Genomic DNA, 16240 nt, shown 5'->3' with positions numbered 1-16240 from the left:
GGCATCAGGAGGCCTTCGCCTTCGCGTGGGCCCTCGCCGCGGCCATCGCCTCGTGAAACGGCTTGCGCGGTGAGCGCACCGCCGACGTCGAGGTGAGGTCGCGGCTCGCCAGGATGTTGCCCAGCCATCCGACTACCAGGCGTATGCGGCGGCTCATGCTCGGCATCGCGAGCGCGTGGTACACCTTGTCGACGGCCCACGCCGGGAATCCGCTGAGCTGTACGCCCTTGATCACCGCGGCGCCCTCGCGGCGTCCGTAGCTGGCGAGCGTCCCCAGGGACTCGTGACGGTAGGGCATCGGTGGCTCGCCCACCAGGGCGCCGAGCAGATTTCGCGCGAGCAGGTTTGCCTGCCGGAGAGCGTTCTGCGCGTTCGGCGGATAGTACGACGGCTTCGAGCCCGAGTTCGGCTTCGGAACCTGCGCGTTGTCGCCGACAGCCCAGGCCCCCTTGACCACGGAGCCGTCGTCGCGGACCACCTGCAGGAACTCGTTCGCCTGCGCGTGGCCCTTCGGGCCGGCCGGCACGCCGAACCGCTCGATCATCGGATTCGGCGTGACACCGGCCGACCACACGATCGTGTCGGACGGATGCGTGCTGCCGTCGCTGAGCTGCACGACCCCGTTCTCGCAGTTCTTCATCTCCGTCTTCAAGAGGACCCGGATGCCTCGCTGCCGCAACGTCTTCAGCGTCCACTGCGATAGCGGCTTGCCGACCTCCGCCGCGATCCGGTCCGCGGCCTCCACGAGCAGCCAGTTCATGTCGAGCATGGCCAGCGAGGGATAGGTGGCGACCTCGTGCCTGGCCAGTTCATACAGCTCGGCGATCGCCTCGACGCCGGTGTAGCCGCCACCGATGAACACGAAGGCGAGCGCCCTGTCGCGTTCCGCGTCGTCTCTCGTGGTCGCGGCGAAGCGGATGCGATCCAGCACGTGATTGCGCAGGTACACCGCCTCTTCCAGGGTGCCGAAACCGACGCCTTGCTCTTCGAGACCCGGGATGGGCAGCGCCTTGGTGATCGAGCCGAGCGCGAACACCACGTGGTCGTACGAGAGCGGGCGTTCGACGCCGTCTTCCGCGCGTACCACCGCAGTGCAGGCATCCAGGTCGACCGCCATGGCTTCGCCCGCGATCACGGTGGCGTGCTTCAGCGCGCCCTGCAGAGTCACGGTGGCGTCGCGCGGCTGCGTTTCGCCGCCCGCGACCTCGGGGAGCAGCGGCTTGTAGGTGAGGTATGGCTGCGGCTCCACCACGGTGACGCGCACCCGGCCCGCCTTCACCGCGTGACGCAGCCCTCTGGCGACGTGGAATCCGGCGTAGCCTCCGCCGAGGACGAGGATGTGTGCCTGGTCTGTCATCGGTTCCGACCTCCGTTCGACGGAATGGACATGGGGCGGTCACTGGTGGGCGATTCGTCGGCAAGAAGATGGAAGCCACTGCGCACGAGCGCGAAGTGGCTGAAGGCCTGCGGTGTGTTGCCGAGCTGGCGGTTGTTCTTCGTGTCCCATTCCTCGCTGAGCAGCCCGACGTCGTTGCGCAGCGTCAGCAGGCGTTCGAAGAGCTCGGTCGCCTCGTCCCTGCGGCCGGCACCGATCAGTGCGTCGACGAGCCAGTACGAGCACGCCAGGAACACGCCCTCGCCGCCGGGAAGGCCGTCGTCGGATGCCTGTGGCCGGTATCTCAGCACGAAGCCGTCTTCGGTCAGCTCGCGCTGGATGGCCTCGACGGTGCCGATCACGCGGGGGTCGTCGCCAGGCAGGAACCCGACGCGCGGGATCTGCAGCAGCGAGGCATCCAGTTCGGTGCTGCCGTACGACTGCACGAAGGTGTTCTTGTCGGCGTCGTACCCGTTCGTGAGGATGTCTTTGCGTACCTCGGCACGGAACCGCTTCCACTTGTCGACGGGGCCCTTGAGGTTGAACCTCTCCGCGGCGCGCACCATGCGGTCGGCGCCTACCCACACCATGAGCTTCGACTGCGTGAAGTGCCTGCGCGGGCCGCGCATCTCCCACAGGCCGTTGTCGGGCTCGCGCCAGATCTTCTGCACGTGCTCGATGAGGGCGCATTGCAGGTTCCAGGATGCGTCGTCGCCGGTGCGCAGGGTGGCGCGGGTCAGTGCGAGGCCGTCGAGAACTTCGCCCCAGACATCCAGCTGCAGCTGATCGGCGGCTGCATTCCCCACGCGCACCGGCCTGGAGTGGGCGTAGCCGCTGAGCCAGTCGAGTGACGCCTCGGGCAGTCTGCGCCGCCCGTTCAGCCCGTACATGATCTGAAGCTTTGAGGGGTCTCCGGCGACGGCCCGCAGCAGCCAGTCGCGCCACGCCTTGGCCTCGCTGGTGTAGCCGGCGGTGAGCAACGACTGCAACGCGAGTGTCGCGTCGCGCAACCAGCAGTAGCGGTAGTCCCAATTGCGCGGACCACCGAGCTGCTCAGGCAGCGAGGTCGTGGCGGCGGCCACAATGCCCCCCGTGGGCACGTAGGTGAGCGCCTTGAGCGTGATGAGCGAACGCTGCAGCGCTTCGGCGTACGGGCCGTGCACCTTGCTGGCGCGCGACCACGTGTCCCAATAGCCGTCCGTCGACTCCAGAGCGTTGAGCGCATCCACCGGTAGAGGGGGCCGCAGGTGGCTCGGGTTCCAGGTCATGACGAAGGGGATGCGCTCGCCCTCGTCGATCGTGAACTCGCTCACGGTTCGCATGTCCTGCCCCTTCAGCGGAGCGGGCGTGCTGACGGTCACGGCGTCGGGGCCGGCCACGGCGCGGATGCCCCTCTCGTTGCGCGTCACCCACGGCACAACGTGCCCGTAGTCGAAGCGGAGCGCCAGTTCCGATCGCATGCGAACCGAGCCGCTGAGCCCCTCGACGACTCGGACGAGATCGGCGACGTCGTCGCGGACCGGCATGAAGTCCGTCACGCGTACCCGGCCGTCCTCGGTGTCCCACTCCGTCTCGAGGATGAGAGTGTCCGGCCGGTACCTGCGCCGCGTCGAGCGACCGGCGCCGTCGGGAGCGATGCGCCAGAAGCCGTTGTCTGAGGTGCCGACCAGCTTTCCGAAGCAGGACGGCGAGTCGAAGCGGGGGAGGCACAGCCAGTCGATCGATCCGTCGATGCACACCAGGGCTGCGGTGTGCAGGTCGCCGATGATCGCGTAGTCCTCTATCCGGGCCGACTCCTCGCCCGTCGCGGTGTTGTTCTTCGGAACGTCGTTCGGTGCAGCGGCCATCGTCACAGACCGACGCTCGACTGCATGATGCCGCCGTCGACGAACACCGTCGTCGCGGTGAGGTATCGGCCGGCATCCGAGGCGACGAAGAGCACGGCGTCCCCGATTTCGGAGGGATCGGCCACCTTGCCCAGCGGGATGGCGTCTTCCAGCTTCTTGCGCTCGTCCGGATCGTTCAAGGTCTCAGTGTTGATCGGCGTCGCCACCGCACCGGGAGCCACGTTCACGACACGGATGCCCTGGGGACCGAGCTCGACGCCGGCGGTGCGGGTGAGCATCCGCATGCCGCCCTTGGCGACGCAGTAGGCGATGTTGCCAGGCATCGGCCAGTCTTCGTGCACCGACGAGATGTTGACGACCACGCCACCGCCGCCCTGCGCGATGAACTGCTTCGCCGCGAGCTGGGTGCCGAAGAACGCGCTCTTCATGTCAACGGCCATGACTGTGTCGAACGCGTCCTCGTCCGACTCGATCAAGCTGTGGCGCTTCTCGATTCCAGCGTTGTTGACCATGATGTCGAGCCGCCCGAACTCCCGCACGGCGGCGTCGATGAGCGATTGGATGTCGGACGGCTTCGAGACATCCGCCTCCACGCCGATCGCCTTGCCGCCGGCCGACGTGATGTCTTTGACCAGGTCGGCGGTGTCATCCGGTCGGGCAACGTAGTCGATCACGACGCTGGCGCCCTCCTGTGCGAGCCGCTTGACGATGGCCTCGCCGATTCCGCTGTTGCCGCCCGTGACGATGGCGGCCTTGTCTTTCAGTTGCATCTGCTCGCTTCCGTCCAATCCCTCTCTTCGGCGTTCGCGAGGAACGCGGTGTTCGTGATGGAACCCTTCGACTCGACCACTTCGCGGCCGTCGCCGCAATCCTGTGCAGACCTCGCGGATGAGTGATATGAGGAGCGAAGTCGTCGCCTGCGGGGCCACGACGACGATGTCGAGGCTCCCTGAGGCTTCAGACAGACGGCTGCTCAAGCCGTGTTCATGCACGTCGCGGGTGTGATGATCACGATGACGGGAGGATTCGTCAGCATGAACGCCCCACCGGGTTCGCGCGATCGCGTCCTGGTCATCGTGACGATCGCACTGGTGGTCGTTTACGTGCTGATCGACGTGGCGCTCGGCATCCTGCGGCCCGACTACAGCATCGTGAGCGACTTCGAGAGCGATTACGGGCGGGGTCGGTTCGCGTGGCTCATGGACGTGAACTTCGTCATTCGCGGCGTGCTCTCGGCGCTCGCACTGATCGTGCTCGTCCGGCGCGGGATCGCTCGCACCTGGACCGCTGCGCTGTTCGGCGTCTGGGCCCTCTCGTCCGCACTCCTCACGTTCTTTCCGACGAACGTCGCTGGGCTGCCCCGCGTGCCGAGCGAAGCAGTGCACCTCGCGCTGGCGTTCCTCGGCTTCGTCGCGGTGGCGATCGCGACGTTGGCGATGTCGTTCGCGGTCATCCGGCGGCAGGCGGTATCTCAGGGAACCGGGGTCGGACTGCTGGTGGTCGCCTCACTCGGCGTCGTCTTCCTGCTGGCACTCGCCGGCGCCGCGGCCTGGGATGCCTCGGGCATGGTGGAGCGCCTGTTCCTGCTCAGCCAGCTGGTCTGGACCGCCTGGGCGGTACCGGCCGTCAGTCACCGGGCGAAGGTGCCTCAGAGCTCGTACGAGTCGCCCGGCTGAAGGCCGAGGTAGCGGCCGCCGCCCTGCTCCGTCGCCCACTGGATGCGGGCATCCGCCATCTGCTTGCCGATGACCGAGTTCACCATCTCGTGGGTGGAGAACGAGTGCTTGGGCCCCAGATGCAGCACGTAATCGATGAACTCGGATGCCTTGAGCCAAGGAGCCGACGACGGCACGGCGAGCACGTCGATGTCGGCGAGATCGGGAGCGGCGAACGAGTCGCCCGGGTACACGAGCTTGTCGTTCACGATGACCCCGACGTTGTCGACGACCGGGATGGAGGAGTGGATGACCGCGTGCTTGCCGCCGAAGAACCGCAGCGTGAACGGCGCGACCTCGACCGTGTCGCCGGCGTGCACGACGCGCACGTCGAAGTCCGAGGCGGCCCTGGCGACGCCCTCAGGTCCCAGGATGACGGCGTCGGGACTCTGATTGAGGATGCGCTTGAGCTGCTCCGGCGTCCAGTGGTCGGCGTGCTCGTGCGTGACGACGACCGCGACGGTGCCGGTCGCATCGGTGATCGGCGTGGTGAACGATCCCGGATCGACGAACAGCCTGGCGCCGTCGTCTTCGAGGATGAGTGCCGCGTGCTCGAGCTTGGTGAGTTTCATGTCACCATTCTGACCCCGTCTGTCCGGCGTCCCGGTGGCGATTTGAGGGTGCATCGGGCGGTATGGCATACTCGGTGAGTTGCCTTCTCGGCACGAACGGCCCCATCGTTTAGCGGCCTAGGACGTCGCCCTCTCACGGCGGTAACGCGGGTTCAAATCCCGCTGGGGTCACATTTAGCCCGCTTCCCTTGCAGACACAGGGGAAGCGGGCTTTTTCTTGCTCGGCCCAGCTGGCCGAGAAGTGGGTCTGTGACAACGAGGGCCGAGCTGAGAGGAAGAAGCCGTCATTCCTCAAATCTGCCTGAGTCGCTGACCGAGCACGGGGCTCGATAGCGGATCCATCCGCGCGCAGTCAGGGCCGGAGGTCGAGCTTCTGGCCCGGCTGGAGCATCTCGTACGCCCCGGAGTTGGTGGTGAGCTCGTCGAAGGTGATCCCGAGACGATCGGCGATGCTCGAGAGATTGTCGCCGCTGGCTACGACGTACGCAACAGGATCGCCGGCCGCGTCGTCGATCACGGTTCCTTCGGCTCCCGTTTCCGGGCCGTGATCGGCGATTGTCGACGTCGCCAGCGTGGACGGATGAGGTGCGCCCTTCGCTGTGGCCGTTGCCGTGTTTACGGCCCTACTCGGTGACGTACACCCATTGAGGGCAAAGGCAAGAACGACAACCGCGCTCACAACCCAGAATCGCTTCGACACGAGCCGACCCTACCGTCCGCAAGCGGATCCCTGAACGATCGACGCCGCGCCGGGCGACACGCCGGATTCGACTCTCTGGGGAGCCGGGTTTCGTGTCTCAGCGGTAGCATCGCTGGCCGGCGAACCACGAGTCGCGTGGTGGAGGGGGAGTGGCGGATGGGTGAGGTCGAGAGCGAGGGCCGGCCCGGCCGCGTGAGCGCGAGTCTTCCGCGGGGCGTGCGAGTGGCATCCGACTGGGCGTGGCGGCTGCTTGTCATCATCGTTCTCGCCGGTGTCGTGGTCTATCTGGTCGTCGTCTTCCAAGACATCGTGGTGCCGCTGATGGTCGCGCTGCTCGTGTGCGCGCTGGTCGCACCGACCGTCGGAACGCTGCGCCGGCACCGATGGCCGAAGTGGCTCGCGATCGTGGTGTGCCTGGTCGCCCTGGCGGCGATCCTCGGTGGGCTCGTACTCCTCATCGTCTGGCAGGTACGTGCCGGTCTTCCACAGCTCGAGCGGGAGTCGGTGGCGGCATACAACCGGGTGCGGGATGCCCTCAGGCAGCCGCCGTTCAGCATCAGCGACCATCAGCTTGCGGGCTATTTCTCGCAGATCGGGGCGTTTCTTCAGAAAGACTCCGCGACGATCCTCGGCGGAGCGCTCAAAGTGGGGACAGCGACCGGACATGTGCTCACCGGGTCGCTGATCGCGTTGTTCGCGACCGTCTTCATGCTGATCGATGGCCGCGGCATCTGGAATTGGATCGTGCGGATCTTCCCGAAGACGGCGAAGCCAGGGCTGACCGCCGCAGGCGACGCCGGCTGGCGAACGCTCACGAGTTTCGTGCGCGTGCAGATTCTCGTCGCCGTCGTCAACGCCGTCGGCATCGGACTTGTGGCGTTCTTCCTCGGACTGCCGCTGGCCGTTCCGATCGCGGTGATCGTTCTGCTGGCATCCTTCATCCCGGTGATCGGCGCGATCGTCTCCGGCATCGTCGCCGTGGCAATCGCGCTGATCTTCGCCGGGCCGATCCAGGCCATCATCATGCTGGCAGGCGTGCTTGGCGTGCACCTGCTGGAGGCGCACGTGATGCAGCCGCTGCTCGTCGGCGGCGCGGTGAAGGTGCATCCGCTCGCGGTCGTGGTCGGCGTCGCGGCCGGTACCGGCCTCGCCGGTGTGCCCGGCGCGCTGTTCGCGGTGCCGTTCCTCGCCGTTGCCAACGCCATGATCACGGCCATGCTGCACTCGCATGATCGCCCGGCGCCGATCGATGAGCACGGCGACACCGAGACGGCACCGCATCATGAGAGCGAGGTCACGGAGCCGCCCGGTGCCCACGAAGGCCAGGGCTGAAACTCTCCTACTCCGCAGCCTCAGAGCAGGCCGAGTTCGTTCGCGAACGCGCGCGTGCGTCTTGCCATGTCGCCCGGAACCTCGGCGATGGCGAAGTGCCCGCCCTGCTCCAGCCGCTCGAAGGTGCGCAGGTCGCGGTAGAACTCCCGTGCCACTGACTCCGGGTAGTCGTGCTCATGCCGTTGGATATGCACGCTCGCCGGCACGCTGACGGGCGGAATGTCGCCATCCATGTCATCGAAGTACGGCCGGAACGAGGTGCCGATCGACTGCGTCGTCCAGTAGATCATCGCTTCCGTGAGCAGGCGTTCCCGCGAGAGCCGCTGCTCGACTCGGCGCGGGTCGCCCGAGGGCGTGTCGCTCCATTCGACGAACTTCTCCACCAGCCAGGCGAGTAGTCCTACCGGTGAATCGTTCAGCCCTGTCGCCAGCGTGTCGGGGCGGGTGCCTTGCATGTGCGCGTAGCCGCCCATCGATTCTTGTCGGCTGCGGAGCGCGCCGAAGAACGCCACGGCGTCCGGTGCGACCAGCCGCTCACGCTCCGCCGGGGTCGGGAAGTGCGCGTATGTGACGAGGATACCCTGAACCGCTTCCGGGTGCCGCGCCGCGATCAGATCGTTGACGTTAGCCGTCACGTCCTCCCCGTACGTGAGGTACCGGTCGGATCCGAGCACCTCTGTCATCAGGGCGTGCATCGTGGAGGCAAGCCGTTCCTCACTCATGCCGCCTGCGGCATATGCCGACGAGAAGGCGAATCCGGGAAGGCTCGGCACGACGACGTGGAAGTCGGAGAGAAGGTCGGCGTAGGCGAGCTGCATCGCGAACGTGTGCGGCCAACCGTGCATCACCAGCAGCGCGGGGGCATCCTCGCGATCTGCCCTCAGATGGACGAAGTGAACCGCCGCCCCATCGATGGGCGTGATGAACTGCGGATGCCGGTTCAACCATTCCTGTCGCGCTGGCCAGTCGAACTCCGACCATGACTGGACGAGCTCGCCCAGGTAGTCACGCGTCATTCCCGACCACGGCCGTCCGGGGCTGTCGGCAAGCAGTCGTGTGCGTCGCAGGCGGTCACGGAGGTCATCGAGCTCGACCTGCGACACCTCGGCGGTGAACGGTTCCATCCGCCGACGCTAACGCCGACCACCGACAACGAAAGTCAGCGCCGGGGCCCGGTCAGCGTGACCGGCGGCACGAGTTCGGCGACGCGTTCCCGCACCCACCACACACGGTCGCGGCGAAGCTCCTTCCAGCTGGAGAAGCGGTACAGGTACAGCGACGCCCGCACCATCGCCGGACGTTCGGCGCCGAATGGAGCCTTGCGGAGCATACGCAACGTCGCGGGGTCGGCCTCCAGCAGCTTCTGCAACAGCGGATAGAACCAACTCTCGCCGCGCGAGCCGAGCGCGAGGAACCACATCAGCCAGTCGAGCCTGAGGTGGTACGGGGCGAACTGGCGGGGCCAGTAATGGGTATCCCCAGGCTTTCCCCTGAACTCGTACTCGCGCCACACCGCCGTGGCGCGATCGGTGGAATCGGTGGCCTCGACCACCACCTCGTACCGCTCCTTCGTGACCGACCCGAACGCGCCGTAAGCGTTCACGAGATGCCACCTGTTGAAACTGGCATTCATCAGCTGGTGCCGCGAGAACAGGTTCTTCAGCGGCCACCAGCTCAACCAGAGAAGGAGCAGCCCGACCACGCAGATGATGATGAAGAACCAGATGGGTGTCACCAGATGATCCGTGTGCGCCGGCATCGCCGGGATCACGAAATGAGCGACGGGATCCGAAATCGCGGCGAACGCCAGGATGATCGTCAGCACGTTGAGCCAGGCGAAGTTGCCGGATGCCACGAGCCATAGCTGGGTGAGGATTACGATCCCGGCCGCGATGCTCGCCACCGGCTGCGGGGCGAAAAGAAAGAACGGCACGATCAGCTGCGCGAAGTGGTTGCCGAGCACCTCCACGCGGTGCGCCCAGGCAGGCAGGTGATGGAAGAACCAGCTGAACGGGCCCGGCATCGGCTGCGTCTCGTGGTGGTAGTACAGCGCAGTGAGGTCGCGCCATGACCGGTCGCCGCGGATCTTGATCAGGCCGGCTCCGAACTCGAGCCGGAACACGAGCCAGCGGAAGAAGACGATCATCACCCACGGCGGCGCCTGGTCGTTCGAGCCGAGGAACGCGGCGGCGAATCCGGCCTCGAGCAAGAGGCTCTCCCATCCGAACGAGTAGAACGACTGGCCGATGTCGACTATCGACAGGTAGCCCAACCAGATGAGCAGGAACGCGACCATCGGGGCCCACGAGGGCGCCAGCTGCGGTAGCCCGGCGACAAGGGATGCCGCGATCAGCGCACCGACTCCGGCCACCCACCGCAGGAGCCGGTCGGAGTACCGCCATCGGAACAGCGTCGGGGGAAGCCGGTCGCCCATGCGACGGATGAACGTGGGCGCCGGCTGCAGTCCGTGCTCGCCCAACAGCACCGGGAACTGGGCGAGCGTCGACAGGAAGGCGACGAGATATACCGCGGCCACGCCCCGCTCGAGAACCTGCCGCGCCAGTTCATACTCCGTCGCGTCGAACCAGCCCATACGATGCCCACGTTAAGCGTTCGTGGCGTGACCGGCGGGCGGGTTGACGCCCAGCGGCGTCGGGTAGCATGGAATACGCGAGGGGGAGTATCCCAGCGGCCGTCACGGTCGCGCGCACGGTCGTCATCACGAGCACCCAGCGTCAACGACGCGAGGGCTCCGGGCGTGCAGCGTTTCACACGCGGGAGAGACTCTTGTCGCGTACGCGTACCCGCGTCGTGACGAGACCTCCGAAAGCCTGGCCACATGACCGAGCTCCCGCTCTGGTTCGAGATCACGTCGATCGTGGTGCTCTGCCTCATCCTCGCCGCCGACCTGCTGTTGGCGCTCAAGCGTCCGCACGTTCCGAAACCGGCGGAAGCAGCGATCTGGATCGTCTTCTACTCGGTGCTCGCCGTGCTGTTCGCGTTGCTCCTGTTCTGGATGGGCGACTCCGAGCACGCCGGGCAGTTCCTGGCCGGCTGGCTCACCGAGTACAGCCTGAGCATCGACAACCTGTTCGTGTTCATCGTGATCATGGCCAGGTTCGCCGTCCCGGTGCGCTACCAGCAAGAAGCGCTGATGGTGGGCATCCTCATCGCGCTTGTGCTGCGTGGTGTGTTCATCGTGATCGGCGCAGGGCTCATCGACAGCTTCAGCTGGATCTTCTACCTGTTCGGCGCCTTCCTGCTCTACACCGCTTATACGCAGGCGTTCGGGCATCCGGAGGAGGAGGGCGGGAAGGACCCCGCCTTCGTGCGATTCGCGCGCAAGCGCCTGCGCGTGCACGACGAGTTCAACGGCGCGAAGCTGCGCATCACGGTCGACGGCAAGCGGTTCTTCACGCCAATGATCCTGGTGTTCCTGGCCCTGGGCACGACCGATCTGCTGTTCGCGCTCGACTCCATTCCTGCGATCTTCGGCATCACCACCAGTCCCTTCCTCGTGTTCGCGGCGAATGTGTTCGCGTTGATGGGTCTGAGGCAGCTCTACTTCCTGCTAGGGCACCTCGTCGAGCGGCTCGTGTACCTCAAGTACGGCATCGCGGCGATCCTCGTCTTCATCGGTGTCAAGCTCGTCTTCCACGCACTGCACCAGAACGAGGTGCCGTTCATCAACGGCGGGCATCCGGTGGAGTGGGCACCGGAGATCGGCACCTGGGCGTCGCTCGGATTCATCGCGCTCGCCATGCTTGTCGCTACCATGGCAAGTCTGATCAGGATGTGGGTAGACCGCCGGTCCGCGAACTTTCCAGAGGGGAGCACTGCGGGGGCGCAGTCCGTGAGCCGTGCCGGAGAGCACGAGGGTACAAGGCAGGAGAAGGCGTTCGGTGAAGCTGACGCTCGCGGTGAGCGCCCGCACTGACGCGGGTGCGGTTCGCACGGTCAACGAAGACGCCGTGCTGGCGCGCGACCCCCTGTTCATCGTGGCCGACGGCATGGGCGGGCACGCGCGCGGAGATCTTGCGAGCAGCTCCGCGGTACGGGTGATGGGCGAGCGCATCCCTGAGGGCGCGTTCGTCACACCGAACGACGTGCTCGATGCCATCGCGTCGGCCAACGAGGCCGTGCGCGCTCTCTCAACGGCGGATGCCTCCGGCATCTCGGTCGCAGGCACCACGCTCGCCGGCATCGTGGCCGTGAACGGCAGCGACAACGGAGCCCGGTACTGGATGATCGTCAACATCGGCGACTCCCGGGTGTACAGCTGGGACGGCGCACGCCTCACGCAGCTGAGCGTGGACCATTCAGCCGTGCAGGAGCTGCTCGACGCAGGCGTGATCAGCGCGGACGAGGCGGGCGGGCATCCCGAACGCAACGTCATCACCCGGGCGCTGGGCGCTTCCGACGACGTCGATGTGGACGTGTGGATGCTGCCTGCCGGGGGAGAGCAGACGTTCCTGATCTGCTCCGACGGTCTCAGCAAGGAGCTCGCCGACGATGAGATCGCAGCCATTCTGCGCGAGAACACCCATGATCAGCGTCTCGCCGACGTGCTGACGGATGCCGCGATCGCCGCAGGCGGTCGCGACAACGTGACTGCGGTGATCGTCTCGTCGTGGCCCGCTCCGGCCGAAACCGATCAGGATACCGTTGACCGACCGGAGCAGCGGCAGTACCTCGAGGACACCCGGCCGCGCGTCTGAGCGGCGACAGCCGGCTCCCGGGGAGAAAGCCATGAACTCTCACGACCACGAAGATCGAAGGATGACCACCGTGATCACAGCCGAACCTACAGCCCCCGGCGGCTGGCTGGCCGCCGTGATACCCGGACGACTGGCCGTGGTGCATCATCCCGAGCCGGATGCCGTGTTCGCGGCTCGGCTGTGGGCGGCGCTGAACGACGAGGACGGCATCCGTCACGTGCTCGACGAGCTGGCCAGGAACGGCCTCACCTCGGTGCCCGGTTTCGTGCTCGCCGAGTGGGACGACGCAGGCGACGCGTTCGACGGCCGGTTCATCGTGCGCGGCGGCGCCGGGGTCGCCGTGGAGACGGGGAGCGGCGACGAGGACATCACGGCGAACGGTGTCTCCACGTGGGTGGAGCGCCCGGTGAGCGGGGTGCGCGGGTTTCGCATCGAGTGCGCTCCTGCGCAGCTGCCCGGCGGGACCGCCCTGCCATTCATAGAGGGAGTGGCCTGGGTGAGTGCGTTGTCGTTCGGCAGCGCCGCCGAATCGTACGACGAGGCGTCGCGGCGCCCCTCGACACGGCGAACGGAGGAGCCCGGGGCGTCGACGCGGACCCAAGCGGTGCCGGCGCCTGCGGCGGCTGCCCCCGGGACGGCGACGACGGAGCCGGCAGACCCCGTTCCGGCCACGCCAGTGGAAGACCTCGACCGCACCATCGCCGATCTCGAAGTCACCGTCGCCGGAGAAGATGCGGCCGAGCCGTCCGCCGAGCCCGCCACAGTGCAGGAGCCCGCGGCACAGGAACCTGCCGTCCTGCAGCAGCCCGCGACCGGGGAGCCCGACGCAGCCCAGGCATCCGCTCCCGAGGTGCCGCACGAGACCACGGCGTACGACCACCTGTTCGGCGCCACGATGCTTCGCAGCGTGGAGGATGCCGCAGCCCGCCCCGACACGGAGGATGGCGAGGCCGCTGTTCAGCAGGCTCCCACGGTCATCCCTCCGCTCCCGCCCGTCGCTCCGGCGGCTGCAGCGGCTCCCGCCCAGCAGCCGGCAATGCTGGGCGACCACGACGGCCTCACGGTGCTGAGCGGCGACCTGAAGGCGATGCGCGAGGCATCCGCACACGCGACCGGCGCTGCGTCGGATGCGCCGTCTGAGGCCGGTGCAACGGTCGATGAAGACCGGGGCTTCACACTGCAGCTGCCCGACGGGCGCACCGAGCCCATCGACGGCATGGTCGTGGTCGGCCGCGCTCCCAGCGTGAGCAAGATGGGCGGCGGCCGGGTGCCGCGCCTGGTGACCGTCGACAGTGCGGAGCACGACATCTCCCGCAATCACGTGCAACTCACCGTAGAGGGCGGAACGGTGGTGGTGACCGATCTGCACTCCCGGAACGGAACCCTGATCGCGCTTCCCGGCAAGTCGCCGCAGAAGCTGCGTGCGGGTGAACCGACCTCGGTGATCGCGGGCACGGTGATCGACCTCGGCAGCGGAGTCACACTGGGCGTCGTGCCGGCATGAGCAGGCGCGTCGCATCCGAAGCGCCCGAGCTGCCCGGTTACACCTTTCAACGGCTGCTCGGTTCGGGTGGCTTCTCCGACGTCTTCCTGTACGAGCAGAAGCTGCCACGACGCAAGGTCGCCGTGAAGGTGCTGCTCACCGACCAGCTGGACCAGCAGTCCCGGGCGCACTTCGTCGCCGAGGCGAACGTGATGGCGCAGCTGTCGGCGCATCCGTACATCGTCACGATCTACCACGCCGACGTGTCCAAGGACGACCGCCCGTACTTCGTCATGGAGTACTGTTCAGGGCCGTCGCTCGGTGAACGGTACAAGCGCGAGCGGTTCGGCGTCGAAGACGCGCTGCGCATCGGGGTGCGGGTGGCCGGTGCCATCGCGACCGCTCATGCCGCCGGCATCCTGCACCGCGACATCAAGCCCGCGAACGTGCTCACGAACGACTTCGGGTGGCCGGCGCTCACCGACTTCGGCATCTCCTCGACGCTCGAGGACGAGTTGCCCATCCACACCACGTCGACGCTCTCCCGCCTGCCGGCCGGCAGCGGAAGCGACACGACCTCGAAGCAGTCCGTGGGGCTCTCGGTGCCATGGTCGCCGCCGGAGATGTTCGAGGACGATCCGAAGCCCGACGTGCGCAGCGACGTGTTCTCGCTCGCCGCGACCATCTACACGTTGCTGGCCGGGCACACCCCGTTCGAGGTCCCCGGAAGATCCAACGGCACGCTCGACCTCATCGGCCGCATCGAACGCGGTGCGATCACCCCACTGAACCGACCGGATGCTCCGCGCACGCTGGTCGCGGTGCTCGCCAAAGGCATGGCCGCGCGGCGCGAGGACCGCTTCGCGTCCGCCGTCGACTTCGCCAGGGCGCTGCAGCGCGTGGAGCTCGAACTCGGATATTCCCCGACCGGCATCGAGGTGCCGAACCTGGCGGTCGCCTCGTCGCGACCGGACTCGGACGGCGCCGACCCCGCGGACGAGACCAGGGTGCGGCAGGTCGCCACCATCGTCGCGCAGCCGCCCGCCCCACGCGCCGCGCCACAGGAACGCGGGCCGCAGCCTCCGCCGCCGTCTCCCGTGCGCGTCTCGTCGCCGCCGAACGCAGACTCCACACGCCTGCGCGATGTGCAGCCGGTTCAGGCGCAGATCCCGGTCGCAAACGAGGCCACAATCATCCGACCCGGTGAACGCACGGTCATCCGGCGCGCCCCGGCGGTGGCAGTGGAGCCGGCCCGAGACGAGCAGATCAGCGCCCCGGCGCCGGGGACCGACCAGGACTCCCCGGCCACCGACGAGCCGCAGACGGATGCGCCGGCACGGCCCCGCCGAACCGCGATCATCGCCGGCATCGTCGCCGCCTGCGTGCTGGTCATCGCCGGCGGCATCACCGCTGCCGCCCTGCTCATCCCGCATGCAACGCCCGGGCCGGCGCATACGGATGCCCCGGGCAGCGGCGACGGGCAGATCGACGTCTCGTCCGTGCCGGATCCGACCCTCGGCTCAGCCGTGCGCAGCGCAGACGGCACGAGCGTCACGTTCACGTGGAAGAACCCGAAGCCGAAGCCGGGCGACTACTACCAGTGGGTCGAAGAGGGCACGACGCATGGGGCCACGACGACGAAGACAGCACAGGCGACCGTCACGGGTCTCACGCCCGGTTCCGGCGTCTGCATCGTCGTCGCCATCGTGCGCGACGGCCGCACGTCGCCGAACCCGTTGAAGGCGTGCACGTCATGAAGTCCGTGACCATCGAGTTCTGCGGCGAGGAGTACCGCGTCGACAGCCCGGGCGACTTCACGATCGGCCGCGAGTCCGACCTCACCCTCGACGACAACCCGTATCTCCACCGGCGCTTCCTGCGCGTGTTCGACGAGCACGGAATGTGGTGGCTGGCAAACGTCGGAACGCTTCTGACTGCCACCGTCACGGACGGCACCGGGGGAGTGCAGGCATGGCTTGCTCCCGGAGCCCGTCTTCCCATCGTGTTCGAGACGATGCACGTGATGTTCAGCGCCGGCCCCACGACGTACGACTTCACGATCCAGAACGCGGATGACCTCTACACGACCTCGCGCATCCTTCAGGAGTCCGGGGGATCGACCACGATCCTGCCCGTCACGCTCACCACGAGTCAGCGCCAGCTGATCGTCGCGCTCGCTGAGGGTGTGCTCAGACAGCAGTTGCCCGGAAGAGCCGAGGTTCCCACCTCGGCGGCTGCCGCGGCGCGACTCGGCTGGTCGCTCACCACGTTCAACCGCAAGCTCGACAATGTGTGCGACAAGCTCGACAAGCTCGGCGTCGCCGGGTTGCGCGGCGGTGCAGGCAAGCTCGCGACGAGCAGACGCACGCGGCTGGTCGAGTACGCGGTCGCCACGCACCTGGTAGGCGCCGAGGATCTTCCTCTGTTGGACCGCGACGAGGCATCCGAATAACGGTCCTTCGCCCGTAAACAGGGGGTGTGTTACCGTTTACGCGCTC

General features: G+C 67.3%; 14 protein-coding genes and 1 tRNA gene. 8 read left to right on the top strand and 7 right to left on the bottom strand.

Annotated features, from left to right (window positions below; all coding sequences use genetic code 11):
• Positions 1-4: 4 nt before the first annotated feature.
• The 3 genes from ACYVII_RS02175 to ACYVII_RS02165 are packed head-to-tail and all read right to left on the bottom strand — an operon-like array spanning position 5 to position 3992.
• On the bottom strand, positions 5-1357 hold the full coding sequence (locus ACYVII_RS02175) for an NAD(P)/FAD-dependent oxidoreductase (RefSeq protein WP_460530243.1): 1353 nt from the start codon (positions 1355-1357) through the stop codon (positions 5-7).
• Positions 1354-3222 (bottom strand): glycoside hydrolase family 15 protein, encoded by a 1869-nt coding sequence (locus tag ACYVII_RS02170; RefSeq protein WP_460530535.1) that lies wholly within the window; start codon positions 3220-3222, stop codon positions 1354-1356. The genes ACYVII_RS02175 and ACYVII_RS02170 overlap by 4 nt, the downstream gene beginning before the upstream one ends.
• Positions 3223-3224: 2 nt before the next feature.
• Positions 3225-3992: an SDR family NAD(P)-dependent oxidoreductase gene (locus ACYVII_RS02165; protein WP_460530240.1), complete on the bottom strand. Its 768-nt coding sequence runs from the start codon at positions 3990-3992 to the stop codon at positions 3225-3227.
• 264 nt (positions 3993-4256) lie between these two features.
• Between ACYVII_RS02165 and ACYVII_RS02160 the strand changes: the two genes are divergently transcribed.
• Positions 4257-4898 (top strand): DUF998 domain-containing protein, encoded by a 642-nt coding sequence (locus ACYVII_RS02160; RefSeq protein ID WP_460530237.1) that lies wholly within the window; start codon positions 4257-4259, stop codon positions 4896-4898.
• Here the strand turns inward: ACYVII_RS02160 and ACYVII_RS02155 are convergent.
• On the bottom strand, positions 4871-5509 hold the full coding sequence (locus tag ACYVII_RS02155) for an MBL fold metallo-hydrolase (protein ID WP_460530235.1): 639 nt from the start codon (positions 5507-5509) through the stop codon (positions 4871-4873). The two genes, ACYVII_RS02160 and ACYVII_RS02155, sit on opposite strands and share 28 nt — an antisense overlap.
• 98 nt (positions 5510-5607) lie before the next feature.
• On the opposite strand from ACYVII_RS02155, the gene ACYVII_RS02150 reads away from it, so the two are divergent.
• A tRNA-Glu gene (locus ACYVII_RS02150) sits at positions 5608-5680 on the top strand.
• 181 nt (positions 5681-5861) lie between these two features.
• Here the strand turns inward: ACYVII_RS02150 and ACYVII_RS02145 are convergent.
• A complete protein-coding gene (locus ACYVII_RS02145; RefSeq protein ID WP_460530232.1) occupies positions 5862-6026 on the bottom strand; it encodes a LysM peptidoglycan-binding domain-containing protein in 165 nt (54 codons plus the stop codon).
• A 339-nt stretch (positions 6027-6365) separates the two neighbouring features.
• Between ACYVII_RS02145 and ACYVII_RS02140 the strand changes: the two genes are divergently transcribed.
• Positions 6366-7541, top strand: a complete 1176-nt coding sequence (locus tag ACYVII_RS02140) for an AI-2E family transporter (protein WP_460530229.1) — start codon at positions 6366-6368, stop codon at positions 7539-7541.
• Positions 7542-7561: 20 nt separating this feature from the next.
• Here the strand turns inward: ACYVII_RS02140 and ACYVII_RS02135 are convergent, their stop codons facing one another.
• Both ACYVII_RS02135 and ACYVII_RS02130 read right to left on the bottom strand, forming a co-directional pair.
• On the bottom strand, positions 7562-8665 hold the full coding sequence (locus ACYVII_RS02135; RefSeq protein ID WP_460530226.1) for an epoxide hydrolase family protein: 1104 nt from the start codon (positions 8663-8665) through the stop codon (positions 7562-7564).
• 35 nt (positions 8666-8700) lie between these two features.
• Positions 8701-10134, bottom strand: a complete 1434-nt coding sequence (locus ACYVII_RS02130) for a lipase maturation factor family protein (protein ID WP_460530223.1) — start codon at positions 10132-10134, stop codon at positions 8701-8703.
• A 246-nt stretch (positions 10135-10380) separates the two neighbouring features.
• Here ACYVII_RS02130 and ACYVII_RS02125 point away from each other — a divergent pair, with 246 nt between their 5' ends.
• From ACYVII_RS02125 to ACYVII_RS02105, 5 genes are all read left to right on the top strand, one after another.
• On the top strand, positions 10381-11478 hold the full coding sequence (locus ACYVII_RS02125) for a TerC family protein (protein ID WP_460530220.1): 1098 nt from the start codon (positions 10381-10383) through the stop codon (positions 11476-11478).
• Entirely contained in the window at positions 11444-12259 is an 816-nt protein-coding gene (locus ACYVII_RS02120) for a PP2C family protein-serine/threonine phosphatase (protein WP_460530216.1), read from the top strand. Before ACYVII_RS02125 ends, ACYVII_RS02120 begins: the two co-directional genes overlap by 35 nt.
• A 61-nt stretch (positions 12260-12320) precedes the next feature.
• Positions 12321-13763, top strand: a complete 1443-nt coding sequence (locus ACYVII_RS02115; RefSeq protein WP_460530213.1) for an FHA domain-containing protein — start codon at positions 12321-12323, stop codon at positions 13761-13763.
• Entirely contained in the window at positions 13760-15499 is a 1740-nt protein-coding gene (locus ACYVII_RS02110) for a serine/threonine-protein kinase (RefSeq protein ID WP_460530210.1), read from the top strand. The genes ACYVII_RS02115 and ACYVII_RS02110 overlap by 4 nt, the downstream gene beginning before the upstream one ends.
• A complete protein-coding gene (locus tag ACYVII_RS02105; protein ID WP_460530207.1) occupies positions 15496-16194 on the top strand; it encodes a hypothetical protein in 699 nt (232 codons plus the stop codon). The genes ACYVII_RS02110 and ACYVII_RS02105 overlap by 4 nt, the downstream gene beginning before the upstream one ends.
• The last annotated feature ends 46 nt before the right edge of the window (positions 16195-16240 follow it).

The sequence above is a fragment of the Humibacter ginsengiterrae genome (assembly GCF_054780115.1).
Note: the sequence above shows the minus strand (reverse complement) of the source record. Positions and strands in the feature narration are given on the sequence as shown.

Bases quoted from the DNA above. Each gene is read 5' to 3' on its own strand.
- ACYVII_RS02175 (WP_460530243.1), bottom strand. From the start codon at position 1,357: ATGACAGACCAGGCACACATCCTCGTCCTCGGCGGAGGCTACGCCGGA.
- ACYVII_RS02155 (WP_460530235.1), bottom strand. From the start codon at position 5,509: ATGAAACTCACCAAGCTCGAGCACGCGGCACTCATCCTCGAAGACGAC.
- ACYVII_RS02105 (WP_460530207.1), top strand. From the start codon at position 15,496: ATGAAGTCCGTGACCATCGAGTTCTGCGGCGAGGAGTACCGCGTCGAC.
- ACYVII_RS02160 (WP_460530237.1), top strand. From the start codon at position 4,257: ATGAACGCCCCACCGGGTTCGCGCGATCGCGTCCTGGTCATCGTGACG.
- ACYVII_RS02115 (WP_460530213.1), top strand. From the start codon at position 12,321: ATGACCACCGTGATCACAGCCGAACCTACAGCCCCCGGCGGCTGGCTG.
- ACYVII_RS02130 (WP_460530223.1), bottom strand. From the start codon at position 10,134: ATGGGCTGGTTCGACGCGACGGAGTATGAACTGGCGCGGCAGGTTCTC.
- ACYVII_RS02125 (WP_460530220.1), top strand. From the start codon at position 10,381: ATGACCGAGCTCCCGCTCTGGTTCGAGATCACGTCGATCGTGGTGCTC.
- ACYVII_RS02140 (WP_460530229.1), top strand. From the start codon at position 6,366: ATGGGTGAGGTCGAGAGCGAGGGCCGGCCCGGCCGCGTGAGCGCGAGT.
- ACYVII_RS02110 (WP_460530210.1), top strand. From the start codon at position 13,760: ATGAGCAGGCGCGTCGCATCCGAAGCGCCCGAGCTGCCCGGTTACACC.
- ACYVII_RS02135 (WP_460530226.1), bottom strand. From the start codon at position 8,665: ATGGAACCGTTCACCGCCGAGGTGTCGCAGGTCGAGCTCGATGACCTC.
- ACYVII_RS02165 (WP_460530240.1), bottom strand. From the start codon at position 3,992: ATGCAACTGAAAGACAAGGCCGCCATCGTCACGGGCGGCAACAGCGGA.
- ACYVII_RS02170 (WP_460530535.1), bottom strand. From the start codon at position 3,222: ATGGCCGCTGCACCGAACGACGTTCCGAAGAACAACACCGCGACGGGC.